Here is a 26,840-nt window from a genome sequence, read left to right on the forward strand (position 1 = left end):
CGACCGTCGGCCCGCCCTTAGAAGGTGCTCCAGTCATCGTCGCTGGCGGCGACCGGCTGAGCTGCCGGCGCCGGCGCGGGTGCGGCCACCGGCGCGGGCTTGCGCACGACCGGCTTGGCCGCCGCACGCACCACCGGCCGGCTGGCCGGCGCGGCGGCGCGCGGCTTGAAGCGCGGGGCCGCAGCGGCCGGGGAGGCCGGCGCCGCAGGCGCGACCGGCGCGGTGGAGGCGCTGGGCGCCGGGTGGCTGAAGCTGGCGGCAGCCGCCTCGCGCACGTCCACCTTGAACACGGCCACCGCGTCCACCAGCTGGCGGGCCTGGGTCTTCAGGCTCTCGGCCGCGGCCGCGCCCTCTTCCACCAGCGCGGCGTTCTGCTGCGTGCCCTGGTCCATGTGGTTGACGGCCTCGCCCACCTGCTTGACGCCGTGGGCCTGCTGCTCGCTGGCGGCAGTGATCTCGGCCACGATGTCGGTCACATGCTTGACCGAGTCAACGATCTCGCCCATGGTGGTGCCGGCCTGGCCGACCAGGGCCGTGCCCTTTTCCACCTGCTCGACGCTGCGGCCGATCAGGCTCTTGATCTCACGCGCGGCCTCGGCGCTGCGTTGCGCCAGGCTGCGCACTTCGCCCGCCACCACGGCAAAGCCGCGGCCCTGCTCACCGGCGCGGGCGGCTTCCACCGCGGCGTTCAGCGCCAGGATGTTGGTCTGGAAGGCAATGCCGTCGATGACGCCGATGATGTCGCCGATCTTGCGGCTGCTCTCGCTGATCTCCTGCATCGTGGCCACGACCTGGCTCACCACCTGGCCGCCCTGGGCGGCCACGGCCGAGGCGCCCTGCGTGAGCTGGTTGGCCTGGCGGGCGCTCTCGGCGTTGTTGCGCACGGTGGTGCCCAGCTCGTCCATCGTGGCGGCGGTCTGCTGCAGTGAGCTGGCCTGCTGCTCGGTGCGTTCGCTCAGGTCCAGGTTGCCCTGGGCGATCTGGGCGCTGGCGGTGGCCACGCTCTCGGCGTTCTGGCGCACACCGGCCACCACCTGCGCCAGGTTCTGCTGCATCCCGCGCAGCGCCTTCAGCAGGTGGCCGACCTCGTCGGCCTGGCCTTCGGGGATGGGGCTGGTCAGGTCACCGGCGCGAACCGCATCGGCGGCCCGCACGGCGGCGGCCATCGGCTGGGTGATGGAGCGGGTGAGGTACAGGGCCAGCAGCACGCCGCCCACCAGGGCCAGCACCGTGCCGGCCGCGATCATCAGCAGCGAGCTCTGCGTGTCGGCCTTGGCGGCCTCCGAGGCATCGGACATCTGGCGCTCGAACAGCGTCACCTGGTCGGACAGGGCCTTGAGGTATTCGCCCTGAACCGCGTAGCGCGGGCCGTACAGCAGCTCGGACGCCTGCTCGGGCTTCTTGTCCTGGGCCAGCTTGGCCACGTCGTAGGTGAACTCGAAATACTGCTGGTTCAGCGCGGCAGCCTTGTCGACCGCGGCGCGGCCGTCATCGGTGAACACCAGGCCGCGCAGGTCGGCCAGCAGGGCCTGGGCCTTGTCGCGGTTGGCGTCCAGCGCCGTGCGGTTGGGCGCCTGCTTGGCAGCGTCCTGCACCAGGATCAGGTTGCGCGCCACGCGGGCCGAATCCACCACCAGGTAGGCCAGGCTCTGCGCGCGCTGGGTCTTGACGTGCAGGTTGTCGTTGAGCAGCACGATGGCATCGCGCAGCTGGAACATGTGGTGGAGGCTGATGCCGGCCACCACGATCAACATCGCGAGGACCACACCGAAGCCGAGGGACAAACGCTTGCCGATCGTCAGGTCTTTGAAAAAGGACATGGGGATGGGTTGGAAGTGCAGCCGGCGGGATGCCGGTACGACCTGTCCCTTATCGGCATCTGCCATGGCCGATGAACCCCGAGGCCCACGCTGTTTCAATCGGCCGCGGCCGGGCGCCGGCCCTGTCAGCCTGGGGCCACTTCCAGATCAGCGCACAGCACCTGCAGCCGGTCGCCCTGCTGGAAGGCGAGCGACAGCGTGCGGCACATGCGGCCACCCTGCAGCGTGAGGTAGGGCCGTGTGACCTGCACCACGCCCGGCTGGCGCAGAGCGCGCCGGAAGTAGGCCCGCCGCGACCAGTTGGCGCGGCTGCAATCGAACAGGGGCGCGAACTGGGGCGCGCTGCCCATCGAGTGCATCGAGTGGCCGGGGCGGAACACCGCCTCGCCCACCTGCAGGCCCTGGTCGTCGAGCAGGTAGCACAAGGACGCACCGTCCAGCGCCAGGAACGGCACGCAGGCGGGTCCCAGCATCTCGCCCTGGCCCAGGTCCGCGCAGGCTTGGGACAAAGCTTCACTGTGCGGTGCCAGGCGGCGGCTGATATCCGCCGGCTCCTGCACCAGGCCAGGGTCGAAGCTGCGCCAGGCCTCGGCCAGCCGCGCCAGGGGGGCTGAGCCGGGCGCGGCTGCGGCCTCAGGCCGGCCGAAGAAGTAGCCCTGCACGAGATCCACGTCGCAGCCCAGGGCCACATGGGCACCCTGCAGGGTTTCGATGCCTTCCATCACCACCAGTGCGCCGCACTCGTGCAGCAGCGCCACCATCTGCGCCACGATACGCATCGGGCCGCGGCCCTGCTTGGCCCGCAGCAGCACATGGCGGTCCAGCTTGACGATGTGCGGCCTCAGCTCGAACACCCGCTCGAAGTTGGAGTGGCCGGCGCCAAAGTCGTCCAGCGCGATGAGGCAGCCGGCCTCGCGCAGCGCTTGCACGCCCTCGCGCACCGCGCCGTCCAGCCCCATCGGCGACTCCAGCACCTCGATCACCAGCCGCTCGGGCGGCAGGGCGGAAGCGGCGATGGCCTTGAGGATGGGCGCGACGCCCCGCTGCAGCGAAGCGGGGTCGAGGTTGAGGAACAGCCACTGCCCTGGCGCGGCAGCCGGCGTCTGCGCGAAGTGCTGCAGGTGGGCCTGCAGTCCGCGCAGGTCCAGGTCGGCCCGCTGCGCAGGCGTGCGCAGGCTGGCGAACAGCTCGGCGGGCGGCAGCGGCCTGCCGTCGGCCATGCGTTCGGCGCGCAACAAGGCTTCCCAGCCCACCATCCGGCCATGGCTCAGGCTGAGGATGGGCTGGAAGGCAGAACCCAGGCGCAACGGCTGCCCGGGCCACCCTGTGTGATCGGCCGACGGACGGCCCTGCACGTTCTCTACCCAGACTGTCGACATCCACCTCGTCCGATCCACCCCATGGCAGCGTTCAGCCAACAGGGGATTGGGTGCCGGCCATCCGCGTTATCGGCCGTCGGGCAGGATTCTCAAGGGCCATGGCATCGCCAGCGTCCGGCCCCGAGGCCAGCGCCGGGCCGCTCCCAAGCGGCCTCGGTACCCTCTCGGAGGGTGGCGCCACGCAGGGGCGCCGGGTGCGCCGGCCCCGAGGCCAGCGCCGGGCCGCTCCCAAGCGGCCTCGGCACCCTCTCGGAGGGTGGCGCCACCCAGGGGCGCCGGGTGCTCCATCTACCTCGACCCACACTGCCGAAAAACATCTGGACTGGTATTGAAGCCGTCGATGCGCCAGCCTTGCGCCGTCCAGGTCAGGCTCATCGCGCCGGCCAGGTCGATGCGGGTGTCGCCCTTGCGGGACAGCGGCGGCTGGTCCAGCCGCGGGGGCTGCGCGGGCGCCAGCAGGTCGCGCAGCGTCAGCTGCCGGGTGGTGGCGGGCACGCCCGGCACGCAGCGCGCGGCCGTGCGCATCAAGCTGGCCGGCCGCTTGACGATGTCCGGGCCTTCGACGAACTCCAGCTGCGGCAGCGCCAGCTTCTGCAGCGCCTGCCCATCACCACGGGCCACCGCCTCGCGCAGCTGCAGCCAGAAGAGATCGAAGGCCGCATCACGGTCCACCGACGCGCTGCAGCCGGCCGTGCCGGGCACCAGCGTGACGGTGGGCGGCAGCGCCAGGGCACCGCAGGCCGCGGGTGACCAGGCCAGCGCATAACCGGTGGCCCCGTTACGCTGCACGTCGACGCGCTGGCGCTGGCCCAGCACCTCGTCCTGCCACTCGAAGCGCCAGCTGCCATCGACCTGCGGGCGCGCCGGGCCGGCGCTGCGGAAGTCGCAGTCGCGGCTGCCGGCGTTCACGCCCACGCTCACCTGCAAGGGCTGGCCCGCCGCGTCGTGGCTGATGCGGTAGCGGTGCTGCGCATCGGGCGTGCACACCAGCTGGCGCGGCAGCGGGGCATCGGCTGCGGTAGTTTCAGCCGCGTGCACGGCAGCGGACAGACCCAGGCAGGCGGACAGGCAGGCCGACAGCCCGGGGCGGACGAAGGAGAACAAAGCAGGTCTTGCGGTCACCATGGCGCGCAGTATCAGGGCGCCCGCCGCACCCCCAGGGCCGAGGACAGCGTGCGCTCGGCGTAGGTGACACCGTCATAGCCCTCGCCGCGCACCGACTGGTTGCCGCCGATCACCTTGACCCGACCGCCGTCCAGCACCTCGGCCACGATGGCCACGTGGCCCTGCGCCGGGTTGTTGCCGCGCGGGAAGACGATGACGTCGCCCGGCCGCACATGCGCGGCGTCCTGGGTCACCGCCCGGCCCCACTGCAGCCAGCTGCGCGCCGCCGCACTGCCGGTGCCGCGCACGCCGGCCTGCTGCATCGTCCAGTTGACGAAGGACGAACACCACGAGGTCTCGTCGTCACGCGCCCGCAGGCTGGTGGCCTGGTGGTACTGCAGCACACGGGCCTCATGGCGGGCGCCGCGCACTTCGTGCACGCCCAGCTCAGCCTGGGCGATGGCCAGGTGGCGTGGCACGGCACCCCCGGCGGCCGGCGCCGGCGTGGCCGCAGGCTCGGCGGCGCTGGCCGTCGCGGCCGGCAGCAGGCCCTGGCGGCTCAAGGCCGTCTCGATGGCCTGGGTGCGGCGCTGCTGGTCGGCCCGCAGCGCGGCCTGCACCTCGGACTCGTTGGGCGTGCGCTTGAGCTGATCGCGCGCGATGTTGACGAAGCCGCTGCCGGCCTGGCCGCCGCCGGGCAGCTGGAAGCGCTGGCCGGTGGCCGCATCGACGAAGCTGTGGAAGCGCAGCTGCGCCAGATGGGCCGCATCCAGCGGCTGACCACGCAGGCTGTCCAGCTGCGCCAGGAAGCGGCGCGCCGCCGAAGGCGACTGGTTGTACAGGTCGAGGTAGGCGCTGGCCAGCCGCGCGTCGGCCGGGTTGAGGCCGGCCTGGCGCGCCGCCGCCTCGTAGGCCGGCAGCTGGCGCTGCAAGGTCTGCAGCTGGCGGCGATCGGCATCGGCCGGGCTGCGCGCCGCATGCTGGTACGAGAACGAGCCCTGGTTGCGCGCGGCGTTACCCGGGTCGGTGTGGCCGCCGAAGGCATCGGTGGTGCCGCCTTCCGGCGTGCGCGTGCCTTCCGCGTTGCCGATGACGATGGCGGCCCCGGCGCGCGAGCCCAGCGCGGGGTTGGTGAAGTGGCGCAGGTCGAAGGCACCGGCCGGCGCGGTGGCGGACGAAGCAGCCGCCGACGGCGTTGCAGCGGCCACCGGGTGCGCACCGGGCAGTCGCAACAGCTCACCCACCTGCAGCTGGTCGGGGTCGCGGCCGGCGCCGGTGCCGGGCTGTGCGCCCAGCCGGCTGGCATCGAACTGCGGGTTGGCCGCCAGCAGCGCGGGCAGGCTCACGTTCCAGCGCCTGGCGATGCCCGACAAGGTGTCGCCAGCCGCCACCGGATGGCTGCGCTCCAGCCCCGGCGTGGCCACGGGGATCACCAGCCGCTCGCCCACCTGCAGCACATCGGGGTCGCGGCCGGCGCGCCCGCCGGAACCCAGGCGGCCGTCGGCCTGGGAGGCGTCCATGCCATTGGCTCGCATCAACGCCTCGGCACTGACGCCGTGCTGGCGGGCGATGTCGGACACGGTGTCACCGCGCTGCACGCGGTACGAGGACAGCAGGTTCATCGGGGTCTCCCAGACATGGCCTGCATTGCAGCCAAGCCGGGCATCACGCGCCAGCTGGGGCGGGCCGCATTGGGGTGCGCCCCAGCTGCCCGGCGCAGCGCCGGTTCAGGGCCTCAGGCCGTCGGGCCGTCCATCACGCGGGCGGCGCGGTGCAGCAGCTTGCGCAGCCACACCAGGCCCGGGTCCTGGCTGCGGTACTTGTGCCACTGCAGGCCCTGCTCCATCGCCGGCATCGGCAGCGGCGGCGCCCGCAGCTCGATGGGCAGCGAAGCCTGCAGCTGCAGCGCCAGGCGCTTGTGCACGGTGGCGATGAAATCGGTGCCCACCACCAGTGGCGGCAGCGAGGTGAAGCCATAGCTGGTGATGGCCACCTGCCGCGTGATGCCGTAGCGCTTGACGAACCAGCCCTCGAACGAATCACCCACCGAGCCCATCGGCTGCATCACCACATGGCGCGCGGCCACATAGCGGTCGAAGGTGAGTTCGCCATGCGCCATCGCGCCGCCGCGCCACACCACGCAGGTGAACTCCTCGGTGTAGAGCTTTTCCTCGGGATGGTCGGGCGAGACGAAGCCGCGCGGAATGATCAGCAGGTCGGCCTCGCCACGCTCCAGGCTGCGCTGCGGGTTGCTGACCTGCGGCAGGAACTCGAAGCGTGCGCTGCAGCGCTCGGCCTGCGCCAGCGCCATCACATGCGGCACGAACACCATCTGCGTGTAGTCGGACACGAAGATGCGGAACACCCGGTCGGACTGCGCGGGCACGAACTCGGGCTGGATGGCGATGGCGCTGTCCACCCGCACCAGCACGTCGCGCACCGCCTCATGCAGGCCTTTCGCCCGCGGCGTGGGCTCCATCTTGCGGCCCACCTGCACCAGCAGCTCGTCGTCGAAGTACTCGCGCAGGCGCGCCAGCGCATTGCTGGTGGCCGAAGGGCTGAGGTTCAGCCGGTCGGCGGCCTTGGTGATGCTGCATTCGGTGAGCAGCGCGTCCAGCGCTACCAGCAGGTTGAGGTCGAGGCGGTTGAAGCGCATGAGGTGATGGGACGGGTCGACACGGGTTAACCCGAAAAACCTTCACAGGATCGAATCGTCGATTGGAAAGAAGCCATTTTTCATGACGAAGCCATCCCCGTAGTCTCTGGCTTACCCGATAGCCACTCAACAAACGGAGACAAGGAATGGCATGCCGCCAGGCCGCAGGTGAACTCGCGACTGCACTTTGCAAAACCCCGGTCGGCGCCGCAGGGCGCCTGCCGTCGGCGGCTTGACGGACATGGCCATCGTGCAGCGCGTGGGCATCGTCGGCGCCGGCCTGGGCGGCCTGGCCGCGGCCGTGGCGGCGGCACGGGCCGGCATGCAGGTGGAGGTGTTCGAGGCCCGCGCGCACATCGCACAACCGGCCGTGCATGTGGAGGTGGCGCCCAACCTGCTGCGTGAACTGGCCGGCCTGGGTGTGGCCGAAGCCTGCGTGCGCCGCGGCTTTCCGTTCAGCAGCTATGCGCTGTTCGACAGCGAAGGCCGCCAGCATGACGAACTGCCCGCCCCGCCGCTGGCCGGGCCGCCCTGGCCACCTGCACTGGGCCTGACCCTGGCCGACCTGCTGGCCTTGCTGCGCGATGCCGCGCAGGCCCACCGCGTGCGGCTGCACCTGGGCTGCGCGGTGCATGAGGTGCAGGCCGATGCCACGGTGCTCACCGAAGACGGCGGCCGTCATCGCTTCGATCTCACGGCCATCGCCACCGGGCAGGCGCTGCCCCTGATCGCCGGCCGGCCGGCGCAGCCGGTGCCCACCACGGCGCTGCCGCTGCAGGCCTGCCTGTGCCTGCTGCCGCGCCCGGTGGTGATGGCCGGCACGGCCTGGGTGCTGTGCCGCGGCGCCGGCGGCCTCAAGCGCGTCGGCCTGGTGCCGGTGGACACGCGGCGCGCCGGCGTGGCGCTGCTGCTGGCGTCGCACGCCGACACGCGGCATGCCGCGCTGCGCGATGCGCTGGCGGGCGAGAACCGGCTGCTGCGCGGCCTGGGCGCCCAGCTGCACGACGAGGTGCCGGTGCAGGTCTGCGGCATCGCCAACGGCCTGCTGCCCGGCCCCTGGCACCAGGGCGCGGTGCTGCGCATCGGCCGCAGCGCCCATCGGCTGCCGCCTTACTTCGGCCAGGGTCCCGCGCAGGTGGTGGAAGACGCCTGCGTGCTGGGCGACCTGCTGCGCCAGGGCCTGACGCCGCAGGCGCTGGGCCTGGCCTTCAGCGCGCGCCGCCAGCCCCGTGTGCAGCAGGTGCTGCAGGTGGCGCTGCAAGCCGCGCGCTGGCAGGCGCAGCCCGAATCGACCACCGACCTGCGGGCGCTGGCCGAGACGCTGCAGCCGCTGGTGGCCGAACCCGCCTGAACAACAACCCCCGAGGAGACTGATGAAAACCTTGTTCACCCACCCTGTCGTCGCTGCCGCGGCGCTGGCCGCCTGCCAGGCGCAGGCCTTCGAGTTCAACACCGGTGACAGCGAGCTGAAGCTGCGCTGGGACAACACCGTCAAGTACAGCGCGATGGCGCGGCTGGAGAAGCCCTCGGCCGGCCTCTCGCGCACGGCCTTCGGGCCCACCGGCGTGGTGGGGCCCAACAACCTCAACCAGGACGACGGCGACAACAACTTCAGCCGCGGCATCGTCAGCAACCGGCTCGACCTGCTGAGCGAGCTGGACGCCAACTACCGCAATTTCGGCGCGCGGCTGAGCGCCGCCGCCTGGTACGACACCGTCTACAACCGCGACAACCAGAACCAGAGCAGCAGCGCCAACCACACGCCGCGCAACGAGTTTCCGGACGAGACGCGCGACCTGATGGGCCGCAAGGCCGAGATCCTGGACGCCTTCGTGTTCGGCCGCTTCGAGGTGGCCGACAAGCCGGTGACGGTTCGCCTGGGCAAGCACTCGCTGCTGTGGGGCGAGAGCCTGTTCTTCGGGGCCAACGGCATCGCCGGCGGCATGGCGCCGCTGGACCTCATCAAGCTGCAGTCGGTGCCCAGCGCCACCTTCAAGGAAGTGGCCCGGCCCACCGGCAAGTTGTCTGGACAAGTGCAGCTGAGCCCCGAGGTGGCCGTAGGCGCCTACGTGGCCTACGAGTGGGAAAAGACCCGGCTGATGCCGGCCGGCGCCTACCTGTCGACCAGCGACACGCTGGGCCCGGGGGCCGAACGCATCAATGCCGGCCCCACCGGCGTGTTCGTGCGCCAGTCCGACCTGGGCGCGCGCAACGGCGGCCAGGGCGGCGTGCAGCTGCGTTGGCGGGTGGATGCGATCGACACCGACCTGGGCTTCTACGCCATCCGCTACCACGCCACCGGCCCCAGCAACATCTGGAACACGCTGTCCGGGCGGCCGCCCGCGCTCACGGCCAGCAGCTACCGCTGGGTGTACCACGAGGGCATCCGCGCTTTCGGCGTGAGCTTTTCCAAGACGGTGGGCGAATGGGGTCTGGCGGGCGAAGCCTCGTACCGCCAGAACACGCCGCTGGCCAGCTCGGGCCAGTCAGTGATCCCGGCCATCGGCGTGGGCACCGGCTACGACAACCGCGACAACCCGGGTTATGCGGTGGGTGAGACGGCGCACCTGCAGTTCTCGTGGATCGCCAGCCTGGGGCCGAACTTCCTGTCGCAAGAGTCCAGCTTCGTCGGCGAGGTGGCCTGGAACCGCCGAGTCAAGGTGACCGAGAACCCCCAGATGCTCAACCCCAATGCCGACCGCTCGGCCACGGCACTGCGTTTCACCTTCTCGCCCACCTACCGCCAGGTGGTGCCCGGCCTGGACCTGACGCCCAGCGTGGGCCTGGGCTACGCCTGGGGCAACTCGTCGGCCGTCGGCCCGGCCTTCGGCATCAACAAGGGCGGCGACCTCAGCCTGGGGCTGGGCGCCGTGTACCTGGGCAACTGGAACGCCAACCTCAACTTCGTGCGCTACCTGGGCCCCGAGGGCCCGACGCTGGACAACGCCAACAACGCCCAGTTCAAGCAGGCACTGAAGGACCGCAACTTCGTGACCCTGTCGCTGCGCACCACCTTCTGAAAGACCCCGGAGACAAGCCCCATGCCACACGCCCACCGGCCCACGCTGCCCACCCGCGCCCTTACGCGCGGCATTACACGCGGCATTACACGCGGCCTGATCGCCGCCGCTGCCCTCATCGCCACCTTGCCGCCAGCGCTTGCCGGCGTCGGCGCCGACGAAGCCGCCAAGCTCAAGACCACGCTCACGCCGCTGGGCGCCGAGAAGGCGGGCAATGCCGACGGCAGCATCCCAGCCTGGACCGGCGGCTACACCACGCCGATCCCGGGCTTCAAGAACGGCGGCCGCCGTGGCGACCCCTTTGCCAACGAGAAGCCGCTCTACAGCATCACCGCGGCCAACATGGCCAAGTACGAAGCCCAGCTGACCGAAGGCACGCGGGCCCTGCTGAAGAAGTACCCGCAGACCTACCGGGTGGACGTGTACAAGACCCACCGCACCGCGGCAGCGCCGCAATGGGTGTACGACAACACCTTCAAGAACGCCACCAACGCCAGGCTGGAAGGCGCCATCGTCAAGGGCGCCTACGGCGGCATTCCCTTCCCCATCCCCAAGACGGGCGAAGAGGTGATGGCCAACCATGAGCTGCACTGGCGCGGCGAGGCCTGGCAGAACGACTTCCGCGGCTACCTGGTCACGGCCAGCGGCCAGCGCGTGCTGTCGGTCGAAGGCACCGGCGACTGGCAGATGCCGTACTACGCGCAAGGCCAGGAAGCCAAGTTCGCCGGCGACTACTGGCTGATCCGGCTGGTCAACAGCGGCCCGCCGGTGCGCGCGGGCGAGGCCATCACCGGCCGCCTGAACCTGGACCCGGACAAGAGCAACACCTGGGTGTACCTGACCGGCCAGCGCCGCGTGCGCAAGCTGCCCAATGCCTGCTGCGACACGCCCACGCCGGCCACCGCGGGCGTGGCCAGCTTCGACGAGATCGACGTCTTCGGCGGCCGCAACGACCGCTTCAACTGGAAGATCGTCGGCAAGCAGGAGATGCTGATCCCCTACAACAGCAACCGCCTGCACACGCCCACGAAGGACAGCGACGTGCTGCTGGCCAACCACCTGAACCCCGACCACGTGCGCTGGGAGCTGCACCGGGTGTGGGTGGTGGAAGCCACGCTCAAGCCCGGCCAGCGCCACCAAGCGCCCAAGAGCCGTTACTACATCGACGAAGACACCTGGGTGGCCGTGCTGGGCGACCGCTGGGATGCCAACGGCCAGCTGTGGAAGACCATCTGGGCCCACCCCGTGGTGATGCCCGACCTGCCGGCCACCACGCCGCAGCAGCAGTGGGGCTTCAACGACCTGATCTCGGGCGCCTGGTACGCCAGCGGCGTGGTCAATGAGCGCAACGTGCACTACCGCACCGTGCCGGCGCGCAGCGACAGCTTCTTCACCCCGGATGCCATGGCCGGCGAAGGTGTCCGGTGAGCACCCCCCCGAAGCGGCGAAGCCGGATCCGCGGTGTCTGCTTGAACGCCTTGCTGAGCTCGGCGCTGGGCCTGTTCGCCGGACTGTCGGCGCAGGCGGCGCCGGTGGCTGAAGCGCTGCAACGGCCGGCGGTGACGGTGAAGGCGCCGGAGCGTGCGGCGCTGCTGTCGGCGGCGCAGGCCGGCAGCCGCATCGTCGCGGTGGGTGAGCGCGGCATCGTGCTGCTCAGCGACGACGCCGGCCGCAGCTGGCGGCAGGCCGCCAGCCCGGTGAGCGTGACGCTGACCACGGTGCGCTTTGCCAATGCCACGCAGGGCGTGGCGGTGGGCCATGGCGGCACCGTGCTCACCACGCAGGATGCCGGCAGCAGCTGGCAGCTGCGGCTGGACGGGCGCCGTCTGGCCACGCTGGCGCGTGAAGCCGCCACCACGCCCGAGGCGCAGCGCGATGCCGAGCGCCTGGTGGCCGACGGCCCCGACAAGCCGCTGCTGGACGTGCTGATGTGGGACGCACAGCGCCTGCTGGCCGTGGGCGCCTATGGCCTGGCGGTGTACAGCCCGGACGGTGGCCAGACCTGGCAGCCGTGGATGGACCGCCTGCCCAATCCCAAGGGCCTGCACTGGTACGTGGCGCGCCGCCAGGGCGACACGCTGCTGCTGGCCGGTGAACAAGGCCTGGCCGCACGCAGCGACGACGGCGGCCGCACGTTCCGCCCGCTGGCCTCGCCCTACCGCGGCAGCTGGTTCACCGGCGAGCTGGCGGCCGACGGCAGCACCGTGCTGGCCGGCCTGCGCGGCAACGTGTGGCGCAGCACCGATGGTGGCGGCAGCTGGACCCAGCTGCCCAACCCGGTACCGGCCACCGTGATCGCGGCAGCCACGCAGCCCGATGGCGGCCTGCTGCTGCTCAGCCAGGCGGGCGCGCTGCTGCGCCTGCACGGTGAGCGGCTGCAGCCGCTGAAGACACCGCCCCTGCCCCTGCCCACCGCGCTGCTGCCGATGGCCGAAGGCCGCCTGCTGGCCCTGGGCCTGACCGGCCTGACCACCGTGACCCTGCCCGCCCCCAACGAAACCCGCCCGTGAGCCCCTCGTCCACCGCCCTTCCCCCGGGCTCGCCTGCCGAGCCCTTCGACCCGCGCTCGGGCTCCTTGATCGAGCGCGCCCTGTTCAACCACCGCTGGGTGGTGCTGCTGCTGTGCGCGCTGGTCACGGGGCTGCTGGGCTGGCAGGCCACGCGGCTGCAGCTCAACGCCAGCTTCGAAAAGACCATCCCCACCGGCCACCCGTACATCCAGAACTTCCTGCAGCACCAGGCCGAGCTGAGCGGCCTGGGCAATGCGGTGCGCATCGCGGTGGCGGCGCCGCAAGGCATCTATGAAGCCAGGTACCTGGACACGCTGCGCCGCCTGTCCGATGAAGTGTTCCTGCTGCCCGGCGTCGACCGTGCCCGCATGAAGTCGCTGTGGACACCCAGCACCCGCTGGGTGGGCGTGACCGAAGACGGCCTGGAAGGCGGCCCGGTGATCCCCGACGGCTACGACGGCAGCCCTGCCAAGCTGGCGCAGCTGCAGGCCAACGTGGCGCGCTCGGGCGAGATCGGCCAACTGGTGGCGCGCGACGGGCAGTCCAGCGTGATCTTCGTGCCGCTGCTGGCCCAGGACGCGCAGGGCCGGCCGCTGGACTACGCCGCGCTGGCCAACCGGCTGGAAGACCTGCGCACGCGCTACCAGGCCGAAGGCGTGGCGGTGCACATCACCGGCTTCGCCAAGCTGGTGGGCGACCTCATCGAAGGGGTGCGCGCGGTGCTGGTGTTCTTCGCCATCGCGGTGGCCATCGCCACGGTGATGGTGTTCGCCTATACCCGCTGCGTGCGCAGCACCGTGCTGGTGGTGGTGGCTTCGCTGGTGGCGGTGGTGTGGCAGCTGGGCCTGCTGCCGCTGCTGGGCTATGCGCTGGACCCGTACTCCATCCTGGTGCCCTTCCTGGTGTTTGCCATCGGCATGAGCCATGGCGCGCAGAAGATGAACGGCATCATGCAGGACGTGGGCCGCGGCGTGCACAAGCTGGTGGCCGCGCGCTTCACCTTCCGCCGCCTGTTCCTGGCGGGCCTGACCGCGCTGCTCGCCGATGCGGTGGGCTTCGCGGTGCTGCTGGTGATCGACATCCAGGTCATCCGCGAGCTGGCCATCGCCGCCTCCATCGGCGTGGCGGTGCTGATCTTCACCAACCTCATCCTGCTGCCGGTGCTGCTGAGCTACACCGGCGTCAACGCCCGCGCCGCCCAGCGCAGCCTGCGTGACGAGCAGCTGGAAGCCAGCGGCGCCGCGCGCCATCCGCTGTGGCGGCTGCTGGACCGCTTCACCCAGCGGCGCTGGGCCAGCGTGGCGGTGCTGGTCGGCCTGGTGATGGGCGTGGGCGGCTTCGCGGCCAGCCTGCAGCTGAAGATCGGCGACCTGGACCCCGGTGCGCCCGAGCTGCGCGAGGCCAGCCGCTACAACCGCGACGTGGCCTTCATGAACGCCGCCTACGGCGCCAGCAGCGACGTGCTGGCGGTGATGGTCAAGACCCCCGACGGCCAGTGCTCGGCCTACGAGACGCTGAACAAGGTGGACGCGCTGGAGTGGCAGCTGCGCCAGATCGACGGCGTGGAAAGCACCAACACGCTGGCGCTGCTGAACCGCCGTGTGCTCACCGGCCTGAACGAAGGCAACCCGCGCTGGTACGAGTTCCTGCCCAACCAGGACATGCTCAACACGGTGACGGCCGGCGCGCCCCGCGGCCTGTACAACGATGCCTGCAACCTGCTGACGGTGTACGCCTACCTGCGCGACCACAAGGCCGAGACGCTGCAGCGCGTGGTGCAGCACGTCGAGGCCTTCGCCCAGGCCAACGACAGCGCCGACGTCAAGTTCCTGCTGGCCGCCGGCAGCGCCGGCATCGAGGCCGCCACCAACATCGTGGTGCACGAAGCCTGGCGCCTGATGCTGGTGATGGTGTACGGCGCGGTGGTGCTGCTGTGCTTCATCACCTTCCGCAGCTGGCGGGCGGTGGTGGTGGCGGTGCTGCCGCTGGTGGTCACCTCCTTCCTGGCCGAGGCGCTGATGGTGGCGCTGGGCATGGGCGTGAAGGTGGCCACGCTGCCCGTGATCGCGCTGGGCGTGGGCATCGGCGTGGACTATGCGCTGTACATCCTCAGCGTCACGTTGGCGCAGCTGCGTCAGGGCAAGAGCCTGTCTGAGGCGTACTACCGCGCGCTGCTGTTCACCGGCAAGGTGGTGATGCTCACCGGCGTCACGCTGGCCATCGGCGTCATCACCTGGGTGGCCAGCCCCATCAAGTTCCAGGCCGACATGGGCCTGCTGCTGGCCTTCATGTTCCTCTGGAACATGTTGGGCGCGCTGGTGCTGCTGCCCGCGCTCGCCCACTTCCTGTTGAAGCCGCAACCAGGCCAGGCCGAGGACCCGGCGGCCATCCCGGGGCGCTTGTCCAAGGAGCTGACCGCATGAAGTTCCCACGCTCAGCCCTGGGCTGCATCGGCCTGTGGATGTCCCTGCTGGGGCTGCTGACCGGCGCTGCCGTCGCGCAGCCGGGGGCCACGCCCGACCAGGTGTTCGACCGCTATGCCCAGGCCGTGCACGCGGGCGACATGGCCGCGGTGCGCGCCCTGATCGCACCGGATGTCGAGCGCTCCGACTTCGTCGGCTGCCAGCCGCAGATGGACAACCCGACATGCCTGGCGCACTACATCGAGCAGACGGTGGTGGTGCCCAAGGCCAGCTTCACCGACCTGGGCCGCGTGCGGCGCGACGACCTGCTGGACGTGCGGCTGGAAGTGCGCAGCCCGCTTTACACGCGCGCCGGTGTCGACCGCATCGTCGGCCGCGACCTGCTGCAGGTGCGCGGCGGGCTGATCCGCAGCTTCCGCTTCATCCCCGACTTTCAAGACCCGCCCACCGTGCGCTTCTTCGCCACGCTGGGCATCGGACCGGGGGCCCCAGCGGCCCGACCGGCCGCCTCTCAACCCTGAACCAACGGACCGACCCTCACATGTTCAAGTACTTTCCCACCAACTACGTCTGGAACCTCTCGGTCGACCTGGCCATCGAGATGGGCGCGCGCATCGGCGAAATCGAAGCCATGTGCGCCCCGCTGCAGGAAGCCGCCAAGGCCCCCGACGCCGCTGGCACCAAGGCCTTCCGCGAAACCTGGGTGCAGATGGCCGACCAGCTGTGCGCACTGGCCGACGAGGACAAGGCGCGGGGCCGCCTGATCTCGGCCGGCGAGAAGCTGCGCCGCGCCAGCAGCTACCTGATCACCGCCGAGCGGCTGCAGGCCCACGATGCGCCCGGCCGCAAGGCGCTTTACGAGCGTGAACTGGCCTTGTTCCTGGAAGGCTCACGCCTGCTGGGCGACAAGGTGCAACGCGTGGAAATCCCCTACGAGGGCACAACGCTGTCGGCCCTCTACCTGCCCGCCCATGGCCTGCAGCCCGGCGAGCGTGCGCCGCTGCTGGTGCAGGTCAACGGCCTGGACTCCACCAAGGAGATGAAGTACCTGGTGGGCCTGCCGGCCTGGCTGGCGCAACGCGGTGTCTCTTCGCTGGTGGTCGACCAGCCCGGCACCGGCGAAGCCCTGCGCCTGCAGGGCCTGACCGCCCGCTACGACACCGAGCACTGGGCCAGCCGCGTGGTGGACTGGCTGGAAACCCGCGACGACGTGGATGCCCGCCGCATCGGCCTCGAAGGCGTGTCGCTGGGCGGCTACTACTGCCCGCGCGCGGTGGCCTTCGAGCCGCGCTTCGCGGCCGGCGTGTGCTGGGGTGCCAACCACGACTGGCGCGACGTGCAGAAGAAGCGCCTGGAAAAGGAAGGCGACTTCCCGGTGCCGCACTACTGGGCCCATGTGATGTGGGTGTGGGGTGCCAAGGACCTGGACGACTTCATGCGCATTGCCGAAAACGTGCACCTGGACGGCGTGGTCGAGAAGATCCGCGTGCCCTTCCTGGTGACGCACGGTGCCAAGGACAGCCAGATCCCGCTGAAGTGGGCCGAGCGCACCTACGAGCAGCTGGTCAACAGCCCCAAGCGTGAACTCAAGGTGTTCACCGAACGCGAAGGCGGCGTGCAGCACGCCAGCTTCGACAACAGCATCAACGCCGGTCACTACATCGCCGACTGGGTCGCCGAAACCCTGGGCGCGCGCACGGCCGCCTGAACCTCACGAGGAACCCCTGCACATGAACATCATCGGACCCGACGCCCTGATCTTCGGCGTGGACGACCTGGCCGCCTGCGGTCAATACCTGAGCGACTACGGCCTGAAGCACGTGGGCGATGGCCGCTACGAAGCGCTGGACGGCACCGCCGTCGTCATCAAGCCCAAGGACGACGCGAGCCTGCCGCCCGCCATGGGCACCGCCAGCATGCTGCGTGAAACCGTGTACGGCGTGGCCGACGTGGCCACGCTGGACGCCATCGAGGCGGAGCTGCGGCGCGACCGCGAGGTGAGCCGCCGCGACGGCGTGTTGCGCGCGGTGGACGACATGGGCTTTGCGCTCGCCTTCCAGGTGACGGTGCGCCGGCCGCTGAGCCTGCCCGCCGAAACCGTGAACGCCCCCGGCGCCGCGCCGCAACGCGGCCCCAACCAGCTGGCATTCCCGCCCGACCTGCCGGCGCTGCCGCGCACGCTGTCGCACGTCGTGTACTTCGTGCCCGACAGCGCCAAGGCCGAGGCCTTCTACACCCGGCTGGGCTTCGTCTGCACCGACCGTTTCACCGGCGTAGGCCCCTTCCTGCGCCCGGCCGGCACGCCCGACCACCACACGCTGTTCATGATCCAGACGCCGCCCTTCATGAAAGGCTGCGAGCACTTCACCTTCCACATGGGCGGGCCCACCGAAGTGCTGCTGGCCGGCACCCGCTTCGTCGAGAAGGGCTACCAGAGCTTCTGGGGCCCGGGGCGTCACCGCTTCGGCAGCAACTGGTTCTGGTACTTCAACAGCCCGCTGGGCTGCCATGTGGAGTACGACGCCGACATGGACCTGCACGACGACGCATGGGCCGCGCGCGAAGCGCCGATGGGCGCCGATGCATCGCAGCTGTTCCTCTTCCAGCACCGGGAGAAGTGGGCGCCTTCCGGCCCGCCGCCCGGCGGGCCGGTTGGTAAGGACGGTCCGCCTCCTGGGGCCGGCAAGCCCCAGGGCGACAAGCCCCACGCCGCCTGAGGCCCCCCCGCCATGCGCCTGTGCCATCTCGACGACCTGCCCGACGGCCAGTCACGCGGCTTCGACCCGCAGGGCCGCGGCCAGGACAGCCTGCTGCTGGTGCGCCGCGGCGGGCAGGTGCATGCCTGGCTGGACCGCTGCCCCCACCACGGCACGCCGATGGCGTGGCGCAAGGACGCCTACCTCAATGCCGCGGGCGACCGCATCGTCTGCGCCGCGCATGGCGCGCTGTTCGACATCGAGACCGGCCTGTGCACCCTCGGCCCCTGCCTGGGTGACCGACTGCAGGCCCTGCCCATCACCGTGCACCCCAGCGGCGAGGTCCACCTCGCCGACGAAGCCCTCCAGGAGACACATCCATGAACGCACAACCGCGCCGCATCCTCATCATCGGCGGCGGCTTTTCCGGCATGTCGGCGGCCATCCAGCTGCGCCGCCAGGGCCACGAGGTCGAGCTGGTCGAGATCGACCCCGGCTGGCGCAGCTATGGCGCCGGCATCAGCCTGGGCGGCCCCACGCTGCGAGCGCTGCGCACGCTGGGCGTGCTGGACACCTTTCTGACCCTGGGCGCAGCCAGCGACGGCGTGAGGATCTGCCTGCCGCACGGCCCGCAGGTGGCCGAACTGCCCACGCCGCGCCTGGCCGGCGCGGACGTGCCGGGCGGCGCCGCCATCCTGCGGCCCGTGCTCGCCAAGATCCTGGCCGATGCCACCGTGGCTGCCGGCACCACCGTGCGGCTGGGCTGCAGCTTCACCCGCATCGCGCAGGACGCCGAGGGCGTGGACGTCAGCTTCACCGACGGCCAGACCCGCCGCTACGACCTGGTGATCGGCGCCGACGGGCTGTACTCCAAGACCCGCGCCGCGATGTTCCCCGATGCACCGCAGCCGCGCTACAGCGGCCAGGCGGTGTGGCGCGCGGTGCTGCCGCGGCCGGCCGAGATCACCACCTGCACCATGTGGATGGGCCCGCGCGTCAAGCCCGGCGTCAACCCGGTGTCCAAGACCGAGATGTACCTCTTCATCACCGAGCCTCGACCGACCAACACCCATGTCGACCCGGCCGAGTTCGCGCCCCGCATGCGCGCCTTGCTGGCCGACTTCGAGGCTCCGGTGCTGCGCGCCATCCGAGAGCAGATCGACGAGCACTCGCAGATCGTCTTCCGCCCGCTGGAAGGCCTGCTGATGCCACGGCCCTGGTACCAAGGCCGCGTGGTGCTGATCGGCGATGCGGTGCATGCCACCACGCCGCACCTGGCCAGCGGCGCCTGCATCGGCATCGAGGATGCGCTGGTGCTGGCCGAAGAACTGGGCCGCGGCAGCGACCTGACGGCCGCGCTGGCCGCCTTCGAAGGCCGGCGCTTTGAGCGCTGCCGCATGGTGGTCGAAAACTCGGCCCGTCTGGGCGAGATCGAGGTGGCCGGCGGTGACAAGGAAGAGCACGCCCGGATCATGCGTGAGTCGCATGCCGCGCTGGCGCAGCCGATCTGAAGCCCGGAGGGCCCTGCACATGATCCGCACCGAATCCGCCCGCGGCCGCGCCGCGTTGATGGTGGCGCACTGCGCCGGCATGGTCGACCTGGTGGCCCTGCCCGTCTGGGTGGGCACGCTGATCGGCCGCTACGGGCTCGACCCGCAGCAGGCCGGCCTGCTGGCCACCTTGTTCCTGGGTGGCGCCGTGGTTGCCAGCGTGCTGCTGGCGCCGCAGTTCCACCGGCTGCCCGGTCGCCTCGTGGCCACGCTGGGCTTCGGCCTGGCGGGCGCCGGTTTCTTCGCCGTCAGCCGCACCAGCGACTTCGGCAGCATGGCCGTGCTGCATGCGCTGTCGGGCGTGTGCGCGGGGGCGGCGCTCAGCGTCACCCACGGCACCATCGCCCGCAGCGCCAATCCGCACCGGCTGTTCGCCATCGTCGGCATGGCACTGGGCGTGTTCGCCATCGCCTTTCTCGGCGCCACGCCGCAGGTGGTGGCGCAGGCCGGCGGTCCGGCCTTGTTCATCGTGCTGGCGGGTGTGATGGGCGTGGCCACCGTGGTCTCGGCCTTCGGCTTTCCGGTGCCTGACGCAGCGCCGGCCACCCAGGTGGCCAGCGCGGGCCGCATCCCCGCGGCGGTGTGGTGCGGCATCGTCGGCATCGCCTGCATGGGGCTGGTGCAGTCCATGACCTTCAGCTTCCTGGAGCGGGTGGGCGACCACCGCGGCTTCGGGCCACAGGCGGTCACCGGCGTGCTCATCGCACTGGGCTTCGTCAACCTGCTGCCCGCCGTGCTGGCCGCGCTGCTGGAAAAGCGCTGGGTGGCCCGCACGGTGATGCTGGTAGGCCCGGTGCTGCAGGCGCTGCTGGTGGCCACCATCATGAATGCCACGGTGTTCGCGCCCTATGCCCTGGCGGCCTCGGTGTTCGCGGCGGTGATGATCTTCACCCACACCTTCGCCTTCGGCCTGCTGGCGCGGCTGGACACCAGTGGCCGCGCGATGGCCGCCACGCCGGCCATGCTGATGATCGGCGCCGCCCTCGGGCCCATTCTCGGCGGCACGTTGGTCAAGGCCGCGGGCTATGGCAGCCTGGGCGCCGCGGCGCTGCTGATCGCGGCGGTGGCGGTGTTCTGCTTCTCGCGCCTGCCCGGCCGAGCGGCGCCGCATGCCAACGGCCCCCAGGTGGCGGCGCACTAAGGTGGCCATGACGACACGACGACACCTGGCCACGCTGCTGGCTGCCGCCCTGTGCCTGGGCACCGCGCTGCCGGCCCGCGCCGCCTGGCCCGACAAGCCCATCACCCTGGTGGTGCCCTACACGCCGGGCTCGCCGGCCGACACGCTGGCGCGCACGCTGGGCGAAGGCCTGTCCAGGCGCCTGGGCACGCCGGTGGTGGTGGAGAACAAGCCCGGCGGCAACACGCAGATCGGCACCGCCTACACCGCCCGCGCCCAGCCCGACGGCTACACGCTGATGCTGGGCAACATGGACTCGCACGTGGTGCACCCGCTGCTGGGCAAGCACCTGAGCTACGACGCGGTGCGCGACTTCGCGCCGGTGGCGCTGGTGGCCCGGCCCACCACGGTGCTGGTGGCCAGCCCCGGCGGCCCCGTGCGCGATGCGGCCGACCTGCTGCGCCTGGCCAAGGCGCAACCCGACAAGCTGAGCTACGGCTCGTGGGGCCAGGGCAGCGTGGCCCACCTGTGGGGCGTGCTGCTGGAACAAACCGCCGGCATCCGCCTGTACCACGTGCCGTACCAGGGCACGCCGGCCGCGCTGCAGGCGCTGATGGGCAACCAGATCGACCTGATGTTCGCGCCGCCGGCGCTGGCCGTCGCGCAGGCGCAGGCCGGCAAGCTGCGGCTGATCGGCAGCACGGCCGCGCAGCGGCTGCCCCAGTACCCCGACCTGCCCACGCTGGCCGAGCAGGGCTTTGCCGGCTTCGAGGGCAGTACCTGGTTCGGCGTGTTCGCGCCGGCGCGCACGCCGACCGAACTGCTGGACCGCCTGAACCAGGAGCTGCAGCAGGTGCTGCAAAGCCCCGAGACCGCCAGCAAGCTGGCGCCGCTGTCGATGACGCCGCTGGGCGGCCCGCGTTCGGTGCTGGCCGACCTGCAGCGAGACAGCCGCGCCCGCTGGGCCCGCCTGATCGCCGAACGCGGCATCAAGCTCGAAGACTGACTGACCAAGGACTTATCCATGCCCCGCCGCTTTGTCGACCTCTCGATCTACCTTGAAAACGACGTGCTGAGCGACCCGCCGCCGCTGGCGCCCAGGATCACCTACCAGAAGCATGCCGACACCCTGCCCGAGTTCATGGCCATGATCCCGGGCACGAAGCCCGAGGACTACCCCGACGGCGAGGCCGCCGCCGCCGAATGGGTGACGCTGACCACGCACAACGGCACCCACCTCGATGCGCCCTGGCACTTCCACTCCACCCAGGACGCGAAGAACGGCGGCAGCCGGCCCAGCATCACCATCGACCAGGTGCCGCTGGAATGGTGCTTCCAGAACGGCGTGAAGCTGGACTTCCGCCACTTCCCCGATGGCTATGTGGCCACCGCCGCCGATGTGCAGGCCGAGCTGGCCCGCATCGGCCACACGCTGCAGCCGCTGGACATCGTGGTGGTGAACACCCGCGCCGGCAGCCGCTACGGCCACCCCGACTACCTGGGCGCCGGCTGCGGCATGGGCTATGAGGCCACCATGTACCTGCTGGAACGCGGCGTGCGCCTGACCGGCACCGACGCCTGGAGCTGGGACGCACCCTTCAGCTACACCGCCAAGAAGGTGGCCGAGACCGGCGACAAGAGCCTGATCTGGGAAGGCCACAAGGCCGGCCGCGACATCGGCTACTGCCACCTGGAAAAGCTCCACAACCTGGAGGCGCTGCCGCCCTTCGGCTTCACCATCAGCTGCTTTCCGCACAAGATCCGCGGCGCAAGCGCCGGCTGGACGCGGGCCGTGGCCATCTTTGAAGAAGCAGGAGCCACGGCATGAGCTTCAAGCCCATCGAACGCATCGTCACCGGCCACGATGCCCAGGGCCGCGCCATCGTGGCGCAGCGTGGCCCGCTGCCGACGGTGGTGGAGATCAGCGCCATCCCCGGCACCGTGTTCCACGAGGTCTGGGCCACCAGCGGCAGCCCGGCGCCGGTGGGCAACGGCCCCGACCCCACGCTGGGCCCCTTGACGCTGCCGCCGCCGCGGCAGGGCACGCGCATCCGCTTCGTCGACATTCCGCCGGACACGCCCGAGTTCCTGGCCCATGGCGCGGCCCGCATGCACGATGCCTTCAGCCAGATCGGCGATGCCGCGGCCAGCACGGTGCAGGCGCATTCGCCGCACCCGCTGATGCACCGCACCGAAAGCGTGGACTACGGCATCGTCATCGACGGGGAGCTGACCCTGGTGCTGGACGACAGCGAAGTGCCGCTCAAGCCCGGCAGCGTGGTGGTGCAGCGCGGCACCAACCACGCATGGGCCAACCGCTCGGGCCGGCCCTGCCGCATGCTGTTCGTGCTGGTGGACGGCGTGTACGAGGCCGACGTCGCCCAGGCGCTGCAGCAGGCCGCAGGCCGCACGGCATGAACGCCCGGCGCCACGCCTTGAAGACCCTGGCGGCCGGCAGCGCCTGGCTGGCCGCACCCGCACTGCGGGCGCAGCCCGGCTTTCCCAGCCGCAGCCTCACGCTGATGGTGCCCTGGCCGGCCGGCGCGCCGTCGGACGCCTTCGCGCGCCGGCTGCAGCCGGCCCTGCAGCAGGCGCTGGGGCAGACCGTGCTGGTGGACAACCTGGGCGGTGCCGGTGGCACGCTGGGCGTGGCCCGTGCGATGGCGCAGCCGGCCGATGGCCACACGCTGCTGGTGGGCACCCCCACCGAGCTGGTGCTGAGCCCGCTCACCATGCCCGCGGTGCGCTACAAGGCCGAAGACTTCACGCTGCTGGCGCACTTCGGCCGTGTGCCTTACGTGCTGTGCAGCCGCACGAGCCACTCGGCCCGGACGCTGGCCGAGTGGCTGGCGCCTCGGCCCGCCGGCAGCGTGCCGCCGACGATCGGCAACATCGGCCCCGGCTCACTGATCCACCTGATGAGCCTGCAGTTCGAGAAGACCGCCGGCCTGCCGCTGACCCACGTGCCCTACCGCGGCGTGCCGCCGATGGCGCAGGACCTGATGGGCGGCCAGCTCGACCTGGCCTTCCTGCCGCTGGCCGGCCAGACGGTGGCGCAGCTGGAACAGGGCCGCATCCGGGCGCTGGGCGTCAGCACCCCGCGGCCGGCCGCGCTGTATCCGCAGCTGCCCACGCTGGCCGCCGGCGACCCGCGCTTCGAGCACTTCGACTTCGACGTCTGGGGCGGCGTGTTCGTGCGCCGCGAGACCCCGGCACCGGTGATGCAGCGGCTTCACCAGGTGCTGGCCGCGGTGCTGTCCGAGCCCGGCTTCGTCGAGTGGTCGCGCAGCACCGGCAGCAACCCGCTGCCGGTGTGGCCGCTGGCCGAGGCCCAGGCCTTCTACCCCCGCGAAGTGGCGCGCTACACCGCGCTGCTGCGCGCCTTTCCCGATGCTGCGAAGAACTGAAAGCCCACGATGAAATTCGCCACCCTTGCCAACGGCAGCCTGGACGGCCAGCTGCTCGTCGTCTCACGCGATCTGCAGCGTGCCATCGCGGTGCCGCGCATCGCCCCCAGCCTGCTCGATGCGATGCAGCGCTGGGCGGCGGTGCAAGGCCCGCTGCAGGACGTGTACGACCAATTGGACGCGGCCACTGCGCCCGAAGGCAGCTTCGCCTTCGATCCCGCGGCCTGCGCCGCGCCGTTGCCGCGCGCGCCGCAGTGGCTGGACGGCTCCGCCTTCCTCAACCACAGCCACCTGATGGACCAGGCCTTCAACAAGCCGCCGCCGCCCATGGTGGACACGGTGCCGATGATGTACCAGGGCGCCAGCGACGACTTCCTGGGCCCCTGCGACGACGTGCCTCTGCCCAGCGAAGCCGACGGCATCGACTTCGAAGGCGAGTTCGGCGTGGTCACCGGCCCGGTGCCGATGGGCGTGACGCCCGAGGCCGCGCTGGGCTGCGTGCGGCTGCTGCTGCAGATCAACGACTGGAGCCTGCGCGCCCTCGGCCCCCACGAGATGAAGACCGGCTTCGGCTTCCTGCAGGCCAAGCCGTCCACCGCCTTCGCGCCGGTGGCGGTGACGCCCGACGAACTGGGCCCGGCCTGGCGCGACGGCCGCGTGCAGCTGCGGCTGCAGGTGCAGTGGAACGGCGAGCGCTTCGGCGAGCCGCACGGCGGCGAGATGAGCTTTCACTTCGGCCAGCTGATCGCGCATGCGGCGCGCACGCGCAGGCTCACGGCCGGCTGCATCATCGGCTCGGGCACGGTGAGCAATGCCGCGCGCAGCGCCGGCAGCGCCTGCATCGCCGAGCGCCGCGTGATCGAGAAGATCGACCAGGGCGAGAGCCGCACCGGCTTCATGCGCTTTGGCGACCGGGTGCGCATGCAGGCGGTGCTGGACGATGGCCAGCCCGGGCCCTTCGGCGTGATCGACCAGCGCGTGGTGCACGCACAGCCCTGAGGCCCGCCATGCATGTGCTGATCACCGGCGCGGCCGGCTTCATCGGGCAGGCGCTGGCCCACCAGCTGCTGCGCCAGCCGATGGTGGAGGGCCGGCCGCTGACGCGGCTGGGCCTGCTCGACCGCACGCCAGCCGCCGTGGCCGTGCCCAGCGCCGCCACCGCGCCCACACTGCAACACTGGCCTTGCGACCTGGCCGACCCCAAGGCCCAGGCCGCACTGGCCCACCGGCTGGCCGAGGATCCGGTGGACCTGGTGTTCCACCTGGCCAGCGTGCCGGGCGGCAGTGCCGAGCAGCAGGTGGTGCTGGCCCGGCAGGTCAACATCGACGCCACCGCGGTGCTGCTGGAAGCCGCGCAGGCCCAGGTGCAGGCCGGCGGCCCGGTGCCGGTGTTCGTGTTCGCCAGCTCCATCGCGGTGTACGGCACGCTGGTCGCGCCGGTGGACGATGCCACGCCGCTGCGGCCGGTGATGAGCTATGGCATGCACAAGGTGGTGGGCGAGCTGCTGGTGGCCGACTTCAGCCGCCGCGGCGCGGTGTGCGGCCGCTCGCTGCGGCTGCCCGGCGTGCTGGCGCGGCCACCCGCGCCCACCGGCCAGCTGTCGGCCTTTCTCAGCGACCTGCCGCGGGCACTGGCGGCCGGCCGGCCGTTCGTGTGCCCCACCTCGCCGCAGGCCCGCACTTGGGCTTCGTCACTGCCCTGCGTGGTGGCGCAGCTGCTGCATGCGGCCGGCACGCCGGCAGCCGCCTGGCCGGCCGGGCGGGCGCTGATGCCGCCCACGCTGCACTTCAGCCTGGGCGAGATGGTGGACGCGGTGGCCGAGGTGCATCAGGTGCCGGCCACCGCGCTGGTGCGCTGGGCGCCCGACGAGCGCATCGAAGCCTTGTTCGGCCGCTTTCCGCCGCTGCAGGCCAGCGCGGCCCGCGACGCAGGCCTCGTGGACGACGGCGACCTGCCCACCCTGCTGCGGCGGGCTTTGGCGACGGGCTGACGACCCCCGGTACGCCGGCGCGGCGAGCCTGGGGGCTTGCTCACCTCACGGCTGCGCCAGCGGCAGCCGCACCGTGAAGGTGGTGCGGCCGGCCGCGGAGCTCACGGTGGCGGTGCCGCCGTGGGCCTGGGCCACCTGGCGCACGATGAACAGGCCGATGCCCAGGTGGCTGCGTTCGCCATCGAAGGTGGCCGAATGGCCGCGGCGCAGCGGCTCGAACAGCGCTTCCGACATGGCCTTGGGCAAGGTGGGCCCGAGGCTGGTCACCGACAGCTCGGCAGTGGATTCCCGGCGCTTCAGGTTCACCGTGATCGGCGTGCCGGCAGCGCCGTACTTGCGGGCGTTGTCCACCAGGTTGCCCACCACCTGCCGCAGCCGCGAAGCATCGGCCTGCAACGACAGCCGCCGCGCCTCGCACTGGAAGCTCAGGCTGCGATCGGCGCTCAGCATGGCCTGCTGCTGGTCCAGTTCGTCGCGGCACACCTGGGCCAGGTCCACCGGGGCCGAGGCCGTCTGCAAGCCGATGTCCAGGCTGGCCCGGTTGTAGTCGAGCAGGTCGTCGAGCAGCTGCGTCATGCGGTGCAGGCTGCGCGTCTGCCGCTCCAGCGTCGATCGGGCCGCCGTGTTGAGCGGCGTGGCCCCCATCAGCCGACAGCCGATGGACAACACGCTGATCGGCGTGCGCAGGTCATGGCCCAGCACACTGAGAAACACGTTGCGCGCGCGCTCGGTCTCGCGCATCAGGCCTTCGGCCGCGGCGCCCAGCGCCACGTCCACCGCCCCGTTCAAGCGGGCCAGGTCCTGCGCCATGCGCGCGGCCGGTGGTGCGGTGTGCAGCCAGTGCCGCAGCAGTTCGGCGCGCACCGCGCCACACCCGGCCATCAGCTGCGCCAAGGTACAGGCGGCAGGCGCTTCGCCACAGGGGCGCGCGGCCGGCGCATGGCCGTTCATGCGCGCCGGGGGCGACAGGCTGCATGCGGTGCTGGCGGCCGTGCGCCGCAAGTCGTCGGCCACCGCCTGCAGCAGGCTGGCGGCCTGGGCCGGCGGCAAGGCATCGCAGCTGTGCAGCAGCGGAACCGCCGCGTCGTCGATCAGCTCGACCAGGTGCATGTGCACAGCCGTTGTCGCCGGAGGATGCGCGGCATCGGGGGGCGTGCCGCCCGG

23 protein-coding genes are annotated in these 26,840 nt (G+C 71.4%); 17 read left to right on the plus strand and 6 right to left on the minus strand.

All coding sequences use genetic code 11. The features are described 5' to 3' along the window. Positions 1-17: 17 nt before the first annotated feature. The 5 genes from MW290_RS01060 to MW290_RS01080 all read right to left on the minus strand — a co-directional run bounded on the left by MW290_RS01060 (position 18) and on the right by MW290_RS01080 (position 6,959). Positions 18-1,820 (minus strand): methyl-accepting chemotaxis protein, encoded by a 1,803-nt coding sequence (locus tag MW290_RS01060; protein WP_250195511.1) that lies wholly within the window; start codon positions 1,818-1,820, stop codon positions 18-20. Positions 1,821-1,945: 125 nt separating this feature from the next. Then, the gene (locus MW290_RS01065) at positions 1,946-3,127 is read right to left on the minus strand and encodes an EAL domain-containing protein (protein WP_250195512.1); all 1,182 of its coding nucleotides are present in this window, start codon (positions 3,125-3,127) and stop codon (positions 1,946-1,948) included. Between the two features lie 360 nt (positions 3,128-3,487). Next, a complete protein-coding gene (locus MW290_RS01070) occupies positions 3,488-4,324 on the minus strand; it encodes a hypothetical protein (protein ID WP_250195513.1) in 837 nt (278 codons plus the stop codon). A gap of 11 nt (positions 4,325-4,335) precedes the next feature. Further along, positions 4,336-5,925, minus strand: a complete 1,590-nt coding sequence (locus tag MW290_RS01075) for a TIGR02594 family protein (RefSeq protein ID WP_250195514.1) — start codon at positions 5,923-5,925, stop codon at positions 4,336-4,338. A 113-nt stretch (positions 5,926-6,038) separates the two neighbouring features. Continuing rightward, positions 6,039-6,959, minus strand: coding sequence for a LysR family transcriptional regulator (locus tag MW290_RS01080; protein ID WP_250195515.1), 921 nt, complete (start codon positions 6,957-6,959; stop codon positions 6,039-6,041). Between the two features lie 241 nt (positions 6,960-7,200). On the opposite strand from MW290_RS01080, the gene MW290_RS01085 reads away from it, so the two are divergent. From MW290_RS01085 to MW290_RS01165, 17 genes are read left to right on the plus strand one after another with little or no spacing between them, the layout of a single operon-like run. Further along, positions 7,201-8,310: an FAD-dependent monooxygenase gene (locus MW290_RS01085; RefSeq protein WP_250195516.1), complete on the plus strand. Its 1,110-nt coding sequence runs from the start codon at positions 7,201-7,203 to the stop codon at positions 8,308-8,310. Between the two features lie 22 nt (positions 8,311-8,332). Then, positions 8,333-9,979 carry a DUF1302 domain-containing protein gene (locus MW290_RS01090; RefSeq protein WP_250195517.1) on the plus strand — a complete coding sequence of 549 codons (1,647 nt, stop codon included), beginning with the start codon at positions 8,333-8,335 and terminating at the stop codon, positions 9,977-9,979. A 21-nt stretch (positions 9,980-10,000) separates the two neighbouring features. Further along, positions 10,001-11,407, plus strand: coding sequence for a DUF1329 domain-containing protein (locus tag MW290_RS01095; RefSeq protein ID WP_250195518.1), 1,407 nt, complete (start codon positions 10,001-10,003; stop codon positions 11,405-11,407). A 41-nt stretch (positions 11,408-11,448) separates the two neighbouring features. Then, positions 11,449-12,489: a WD40/YVTN/BNR-like repeat-containing protein gene (locus tag MW290_RS01100; RefSeq protein ID WP_250195519.1), complete on the plus strand. Its 1,041-nt coding sequence runs from the start codon at positions 11,449-11,451 to the stop codon at positions 12,487-12,489. Continuing rightward, a complete protein-coding gene (locus MW290_RS01105; RefSeq protein ID WP_250195520.1) occupies positions 12,486-14,912 on the plus strand; it encodes an efflux RND transporter permease subunit in 2,427 nt (808 codons plus the stop codon). Before MW290_RS01100 ends, MW290_RS01105 begins: the two co-directional genes overlap by 4 nt. Continuing rightward, complete coding sequence (locus tag MW290_RS01110; RefSeq protein WP_250195521.1) at positions 14,909-15,433, plus strand: hypothetical protein; 525 nt, start codon at positions 14,909-14,911, stop codon at positions 15,431-15,433. Before MW290_RS01105 ends, MW290_RS01110 begins: the two co-directional genes overlap by 4 nt. Positions 15,434-15,453: 20 nt before the next feature. Further along, positions 15,454-16,620, plus strand: a complete 1,167-nt coding sequence (locus tag MW290_RS01115) for an alpha/beta hydrolase family protein (protein WP_250195522.1) — start codon at positions 15,454-15,456, stop codon at positions 16,618-16,620. A 22-nt stretch (positions 16,621-16,642) separates the two neighbouring features. Further along, positions 16,643-17,629 (plus strand): VOC family protein, encoded by a 987-nt coding sequence (locus MW290_RS01120; protein ID WP_250195523.1) that lies wholly within the window; start codon positions 16,643-16,645, stop codon positions 17,627-17,629. 12 nt (positions 17,630-17,641) lie between these two features. Then, entirely contained in the window at positions 17,642-17,992 is a 351-nt protein-coding gene (locus MW290_RS01125) for a Rieske (2Fe-2S) protein (protein WP_250195524.1), read from the plus strand. Beyond that, a complete protein-coding gene (locus MW290_RS01130; RefSeq protein WP_250195525.1) occupies positions 17,989-19,119 on the plus strand; it encodes an FAD-dependent oxidoreductase in 1,131 nt (376 codons plus the stop codon). The genes MW290_RS01125 and MW290_RS01130 overlap by 4 nt, the downstream gene beginning before the upstream one ends. 19 nt (positions 19,120-19,138) lie before the next feature. Then, positions 19,139-20,299 (plus strand): MFS transporter, encoded by a 1,161-nt coding sequence (locus MW290_RS01135; RefSeq protein ID WP_250195526.1) that lies wholly within the window; start codon positions 19,139-19,141, stop codon positions 20,297-20,299. A 7-nt stretch (positions 20,300-20,306) separates the two neighbouring features. After that, entirely contained in the window at positions 20,307-21,284 is a 978-nt protein-coding gene (locus MW290_RS01140) for a Bug family tripartite tricarboxylate transporter substrate binding protein (protein ID WP_250195527.1), read from the plus strand. A gap of 18 nt (positions 21,285-21,302) precedes the next feature. Further along, positions 21,303-22,106: a cyclase family protein gene (locus MW290_RS01145; protein ID WP_250195528.1), complete on the plus strand. Its 804-nt coding sequence runs from the start codon at positions 21,303-21,305 to the stop codon at positions 22,104-22,106. Next, a complete protein-coding gene (locus tag MW290_RS01150) occupies positions 22,103-22,696 on the plus strand; it encodes a cupin domain-containing protein (RefSeq protein WP_250195529.1) in 594 nt (197 codons plus the stop codon). The genes MW290_RS01145 and MW290_RS01150 overlap by 4 nt, the downstream gene beginning before the upstream one ends. Then, entirely contained in the window at positions 22,693-23,685 is a 993-nt protein-coding gene (locus MW290_RS01155) for a Bug family tripartite tricarboxylate transporter substrate binding protein (RefSeq protein ID WP_250195530.1), read from the plus strand. Before MW290_RS01150 ends, MW290_RS01155 begins: the two co-directional genes overlap by 4 nt. Before the next feature lie 9 nt (positions 23,686-23,694). Next, the gene (locus MW290_RS01160; protein ID WP_250195531.1) at positions 23,695-24,684 is read left to right on the plus strand and encodes a fumarylacetoacetate hydrolase family protein; all 990 of its coding nucleotides are present in this window, start codon (positions 23,695-23,697) and stop codon (positions 24,682-24,684) included. A gap of 8 nt (positions 24,685-24,692) precedes the next feature. Next, entirely contained in the window at positions 24,693-25,676 is a 984-nt protein-coding gene (locus tag MW290_RS01165; RefSeq protein WP_250195532.1) for an NAD-dependent epimerase/dehydratase family protein, read from the plus strand. A 45-nt stretch (positions 25,677-25,721) separates the two neighbouring features. Here MW290_RS01165 and MW290_RS01170 read toward each other — a convergent pair whose 3' ends face one another. Further along, a complete protein-coding gene (locus MW290_RS01170) occupies positions 25,722-26,786 on the minus strand; it encodes a sensor histidine kinase (RefSeq protein ID WP_250195533.1) in 1,065 nt (354 codons plus the stop codon). Between the last annotated feature and the right edge of the window lie 54 nt (positions 26,787-26,840).

It is taken from the genome of Aquincola tertiaricarbonis, from assembly GCF_023573145.1.
Taxonomy (GTDB): Bacteria; Pseudomonadota; Gammaproteobacteria; order Burkholderiales; family Burkholderiaceae_C; genus Aquincola; species Aquincola tertiaricarbonis_B.